The 3,684-nt window shown below is 40.8% G+C and carries 6 protein-coding genes; 2 read left to right on the forward strand and 4 right to left on the reverse strand.

All coding sequences use genetic code 11. The features are described from left to right. Positions 1-132: 132 nt before the first annotated feature. Together ACFIJL_RS08775 and ACFIJL_RS08780 are read left to right on the forward strand one after the other, a co-directional pair. A complete protein-coding gene (locus ACFIJL_RS08775) occupies positions 133-441 on the forward strand; it encodes a type II toxin-antitoxin system RelE/ParE family toxin (protein WP_375624281.1) in 309 nt (102 codons plus the stop codon). Next, on the forward strand, positions 422-706 hold the full coding sequence (locus tag ACFIJL_RS08780) for an addiction module antidote protein (RefSeq protein ID WP_375621740.1): 285 nt from the start codon (positions 422-424) through the stop codon (positions 704-706). Before ACFIJL_RS08775 ends, ACFIJL_RS08780 begins: the two co-directional genes overlap by 20 nt. Before the next feature lie 35 nt (positions 707-741). Here ACFIJL_RS08780 and ACFIJL_RS08785 read toward each other — a convergent pair whose 3' ends face one another. The 4 genes from ACFIJL_RS08785 to ACFIJL_RS08800 all read right to left on the reverse strand — a co-directional run bounded on the left by ACFIJL_RS08785 (position 742) and on the right by ACFIJL_RS08800 (position 3,641). Continuing rightward, positions 742-1,122, reverse strand: coding sequence for a hypothetical protein (locus tag ACFIJL_RS08785; protein ID WP_375621741.1), 381 nt, complete (start codon positions 1,120-1,122; stop codon positions 742-744). An 11-nt stretch (positions 1,123-1,133) separates the two neighbouring features. Then, on the reverse strand, positions 1,134-1,514 hold the full coding sequence (locus tag ACFIJL_RS08790) for a hypothetical protein (protein WP_375624284.1): 381 nt from the start codon (positions 1,512-1,514) through the stop codon (positions 1,134-1,136). A gap of 20 nt (positions 1,515-1,534) precedes the next feature. Then, on the reverse strand, positions 1,535-2,662 hold the full coding sequence (locus tag ACFIJL_RS08795; RefSeq protein ID WP_375612644.1) for a N4-gp56 family major capsid protein: 1,128 nt from the start codon (positions 2,660-2,662) through the stop codon (positions 1,535-1,537). A gap of 91 nt (positions 2,663-2,753) precedes the next feature. Continuing rightward, the gene (locus ACFIJL_RS08800; protein ID WP_375624286.1) at positions 2,754-3,641 is read right to left on the reverse strand and encodes a hypothetical protein; all 888 of its coding nucleotides are present in this window, start codon (positions 3,639-3,641) and stop codon (positions 2,754-2,756) included. Between the last annotated feature and the right edge of the window lie 43 nt (positions 3,642-3,684).

The raw sequence follows: 3,684 nt of genomic DNA on the forward strand, positions 1-3,684 counted from the left end.
GACGATAAACATCTCGCTTTACTGGTATCGGTCCTCCGGTCTTAACCCGAATATAATGACGTGTCATCAAAATACCTTTCAGTAAAAATTATTACTATTGATATTATATAGTTTGTGTAGTATAGTACTCAAATGGTATTCATTCATAAAACGATAGAATTTGATACTTGGCTTAAGAAACTTAAAGATAAAAGCGTTAAGGCTATTATTCTTCAACGTATTGTCCGCTTAAAACAGGGTCTTTTCGGTGATGTTAAATTCTTTAATGGCATAGGTGAATTACGTATCCATTATGGTGCTGGTTACCGAATTTATTTTACCCAAAAAGGCTCTGATTTTATCCTTTTGTTATGTGGTGGAGATAAATCAACGCAGAAAAAAGATATTGAACAAGCATTAAAGTTAAAAGAGGAGTACAGTGATGAAAATAACCCCCTTTAAACCAGAAGAATATCTTGAAGACATTGAGGTACAACAAGCATTTCTTAATGAAGCCTTTAAAACCGGTGATGCCTCTCATATAGCAGATGCCCTTGGTATTGTTGCACGTGCTCAAAATATGAGTGCCTTAGCAAAAGAAACCAATCGCGAACGCAGTGGATTATACCGCTCTTTAAGTAAGACTGGTGACCCTAAACTTTCTACCTTAGTCGCTGTCTTATCGGCCCTTAATTTGCAACTCTCTGTACAGTCTTCTACTTCATAAACTGAGAGGGAGTTAATAAATCTCTCCCCTCAATTTCAGTGATTGGTTACAAATTCAACGACTATACTTGCTTGACCAGCTTGTACTGTCTTATCAGCTTTAGCATAGAGAGTGACCTCTTCATCATAAGGGACAAATTCCTTCTGATTGGTGGGCTTAACCTCTTTTACTGCCTGTTGTTTGATTTCTACTTCACCAAACTCAGTCCCTCCAGCAGTGCTGCCTATTTTTACCTTCGCTTCTGAAAATGCCGTCTTAACAAACACTTTAATTGAAGTAATCAAAGCACCACGAGGTAGCGTACCTATTCTCATAGCGTTTTCTTTATCTTCATAGCTAAAATTAAGCCGCAAAAAGCTTACCTGTTGGGTATGAAGATTTCTCCCTTGCAAGGGCTGTGGTAAATAATCTGCCATGTCTTATCCCCTCAATGATTTGTCACGAATTGCACAACCACAATACATTCACCAGCCGCAGTTGTTTTATCCCGTGTTGCATAAAGGGTCATCTCCTTATCATCTGCAACAAAAGACTTTTGATCTGTTGGCGTAAAATCTTGCGTGCCTTGGGCTTTGATGTCTTTTTCACTGAACTCATTGCCGCCATAGGTGCTGCCTATCTTTAATTTTGCCTCAGAAAACGCGGTCTTGACAAAAGCCTTCATCGAAGTGATCAAAGCGCCACGAGGCAAAATTCCGATTTTTTCCGTAAGATGCTTATCTTTATACGAGATATTCAAACGTAAGAAACTCACCTGTTGGGTGTGAAGATTTCTTCCCTGTAATGGAGGTGGTAATTGATCTGCCATGTCTTGTTTCCTCCCTATGATTAATTATCAGGTTCACCACTGTAGGTGGGGATAACAATCGTTCCAAAATCTTGCGCTGCTTGAGAGCTATTTGGAAATTTGAAACGGGTTTTCTTCATGCCAATCAGTGTTTTCGCAGACAAACCATAGTAACGTTGATAGTCGAAATGCTCTTCCACCAATTTATAGCGATTGACATTGCGATTATTTCCAAAAGCCATAACGATACTTTGTGCTCCAAGAAAAACAGCACGACGCACACTTTTTTTCGCTGTATGATCGGTAGATTTAACCCCATGGGTGACATGTTCAGATTCACGTAAAATCACACCATTATACATGCCTAAAGAACCATCAAAGATTGGGTTTTGCGCACGAGAGCCTGTGTAAGCAGCTTTCTGAATATCAAGCCACTGACCAGTCTCTGTATTGGTACGCAATTGCATCACTTGTGTTGGATGCAAATAGAGAACATAAACACTCTCCCCATTCACACGTACTGGTCGAATTTTGGGATTAGCAAGTTTCGCCATTTTTACAGCTTCGTCAATAAGCTTTAAACTAAAGCTGTGTTTTGGCGCTTCACTTAGCTCTTCATCCTTGGTTTTACCATCTGGACGGATAATTCGCTTACTACTTGGTGCAAGAGGTTCATTAAATCCATAATGCACATTCTCGATATCTATCATCCGATCTTCAAAAGAGATTGTCCTTGCTGTATATCCGCAAGCTTGAATGAAAAACATCAAGCTTAAGCGATCTGCATACCAATCAACTAAGCCATCTTTTGCTTCGTCGCGCAAATCAAACGTTGTACGTTGTTGCGCTATACTACCTTCATTTTCTACACGAACTGCATGCGAAAGTTCGTCAATATATAGTCTGTCATGAAGGAATTGTAATGCCTCTTCATTCCCCTCAAGCGTCTGTCCTGAGGTAACACCCCGTCCCAAAAGCTGTGTACGTAAGCTAAATGTAACACAATCCCCTCTGCCTTTCTGTGTTTCGGTTTTAAGTTGAATAATGCTGTTTGAACCCTTGCCTATAAGGGGGGCAATAGGTATCGCCTTTGAAACTTCTGTATTTAATAATTTTGACCACGTGCTTATCGCATGAGGATCATCTGCTCTAACTGTTGTTAATGCCATTGATTTTACCTTTCTTTGCTGTAAAAAAACCGGCTTAAAAGCCGGACCATAACCCTGCATAAAACAGACTAATTTCTATAAAAATGCACTCTTAATACCCGTTACCAGCACCATGCAATTGCCGAAAAATTGCTTTATTTTTCGGATTTGATATCCAAGCGTCAAATTCTTCTTCTGACATCCCATCAATGCTTGCTAAAGTGATTGGTCCAACACTGCCCCCTCCTCCAGATGCTGTTAAGGTTCTCGCAGAATTCTGCCGGCTTTGAAGTTCTGCTACTTGATTATTCGCTTGAACCCCTTGGTTCTGATAGCCAAGGTTTTGCGCTATCCTATAAAGCTCTTCTGCTGGATTACCCCCCTTTTGGGCGCAAGTCGCTACAATCGTACGCAATTCATCCCCTATAATCGCATCTATCGTGCTCCGTTGCGCATAAGTCGGATAAACAGATGACCAAGCACTTAATTGCTTTGCACGCGTCTCATAAAGATAATCCGCCGCCGCATCAAAATCACTGTATTTATCTTTAATTGATGTAACAGAACTTTCTAAAAACTGGTTCAAATGATCATTAAATTCGTGGGATTCAATGGCTTGCCTTTGAACATCCTGTTGTGCCCTAATATACGCATCTTGCTTTTGAATCTTATCTAACATCCACGTTAATACGCTAATTGGGTCCTCACGTAGGTCTGGGGGCGCACCTTCTCCTTCAACCATTGGTGGCTGGGCTTGAGATTCATAAAACTTGACAAGCGCTTCACGGGCTTGTTGAGCTTGTTGTTCTGCACGTTGCCGATCTATAGGAACGATTTCTGAAGGCTTTTCAACGGGCTCTGCAACCGGTTCTGGAGGTGTCGCATCATTATTCTCAACCGTCTCGACCTCATAATCGTTCTCAAAAGAGCTCTCATCATCAAAGACCGGTGCTCCAACTCTGTAATCTTCATTCATAGCTTCGTTCATTTCTGCATTCATTCTCTAACCTCTCTCAAATGCTTCTTCCTCTGTATGTTGCCGC

It is taken from the genome of Bartonella sp. TT119HLJHH (assembly GCF_042193385.1).
Lineage (GTDB): Bacteria > Pseudomonadota > Alphaproteobacteria > Rhizobiales > Rhizobiaceae > Bartonella.

Bases quoted from the DNA above. Each gene is read 5' to 3' on its own strand.
- ACFIJL_RS08775 (WP_375624281.1), top strand. From the start codon at position 133: ATGGTATTCATTCATAAAACGATAGAATTTGATACTTGGCTTAAGAAA.
- ACFIJL_RS08780 (WP_375621740.1), top strand. From the start codon at position 422: ATGAAAATAACCCCCTTTAAACCAGAAGAATATCTTGAAGACATTGAG.
- ACFIJL_RS08785 (WP_375621741.1), bottom strand. From the start codon at position 1,122: ATGGCAGATTATTTACCACAGCCCTTGCAAGGGAGAAATCTTCATACC.
- ACFIJL_RS08790 (WP_375624284.1), bottom strand. From the start codon at position 1,514: ATGGCAGATCAATTACCACCTCCATTACAGGGAAGAAATCTTCACACC.
- ACFIJL_RS08795 (WP_375612644.1), bottom strand. From the start codon at position 2,662: ATGGCATTAACAACAGTTAGAGCAGATGATCCTCATGCGATAAGCACG.
- ACFIJL_RS08800 (WP_375624286.1), bottom strand. From the start codon at position 3,641: ATGAATGCAGAAATGAACGAAGCTATGAATGAAGATTACAGAGTTGGA.